Source organism: Micropruina sp., assembly GCF_027492755.1.
Lineage (GTDB): Bacteria > Actinomycetota > Actinomycetes > Propionibacteriales > Propionibacteriaceae > Micropruina.
Genome location: NZ_JAPUED010000230.1, coordinates 4,148 through 5,314 on the forward strand (window position 1 = coordinate 4,148; position 1,167 = coordinate 5,314).

At 66.4% G+C, this 1,167-nt stretch carries 1 protein-coding gene and 1 pseudogene; both read right to left on the bottom strand.

What is annotated here, in order from left to right; all coding sequences use genetic code 11:
* Positions 1-365, bottom strand: a 365-nt coding sequence (locus Q0066_RS15740) for a DUF779 domain-containing protein (RefSeq protein WP_298134712.1), incomplete at its 3' end; no start/stop codon positions are given.
* Positions 366-381: 16 nt separating this feature from the next.
* Positions 382-1,167: pseudogene (gene adh, locus Q0066_RS15745) on the bottom strand (aldehyde dehydrogenase); the annotation flags it as partial.

Genomic DNA, 1,167 nt, shown 5'->3' on the forward strand with positions numbered 1-1,167 from the left:
AGCCGCGACCGGATCAGGAACCGGAAGCCGGTGGGTCCCTCCAGCGAGAAGCCGGCGCCGCGTCCGGGGACGAGGTCGATGGTGAGGTGGGTGTGCCGCCAGTAGGCGAACTGGTTGGCGCTCATCCACACCTCGACCAAGTCGTCCGCTTCCGGCTCACCCACCGAGCCGGGCTCCCGGACGTCGATCGTGCCCAGCAGGGTGTCGGCGTCCGAGGTGAGGAAATCCCCCTGGGGGTAGCACATCGGCGACGAGCCGTCGCAGCAGCCGCCGGACTGGTGGAACATCACCGGTCCATGCTCACCGCGGAGGCGGCGGATCATCTCCGCCGCCTCCGCGGTCACGTCGACGCGTGAGACGGTCATCGGGTCATCCGGTGCATCAGAAGAACCCCATCGCCTTCGGCGAGTAGGACACCAGCAGGTTCTTGGTCTGCTGATAGTGGTCGAGCATCATGGCGTGATTCTCGCGTCCGATGCCCGACCCCTTGTAGCCGCCGAAGGCCGCGTGCGCCGGGTAGGCGTGGTAGCAGTTCGTCCACACCCGGCCGGCCTGGATGTCACGACCGGCCCGGTAGGCGGTGTTGGCCTCGCGCGACCACACGCCGGCACCCAGGCCGTACAGGGTGTCGTTGGCGATCCGGATCGCGTCGTCGTAGTCGTCGAAACCGGTGGTGGCGACGACCGGGCCGAAGATCTCCTCCTGGAAGATCCGCATGCTGTTCTGGCCGGTGAAGATGGTCGGCGCCACGTAGTAGCCCTCGGACAGGTCACCGCCCAGGTCGACCCGCTCGCCGCCGGTGACGATGGTCGCGCCCTCCTTGGTGCCGATGTCGATGTAGGACAGGATCTTCTCCAGCTGATCGTTGCTGGCCTGCGCCCCCATCATCGTGGCGGTGTCCAGTGGGTTGCCCTGGACGATCTTCTTCACCCGCTCGGTGGCCGCCTCGAGGAACGAGTCCTTGATCGAGTTCTGGATCAGTGCCCGGCTCGGACAGGTGCATACCTCGCCCTGGTTGAGGGCGAACATGGCGAAGCCCTCCAGCGCCTTGTCGTAGTAGTCGTCGTCGGCTCGGGCCACGTCCTCGAAGAAGATGTTGGGGCTCTTGCCGCCGAGTTCCAGGGTGACCGGGATCAGGTTCTGGCTGGCGTACTGCATGATCAGCCG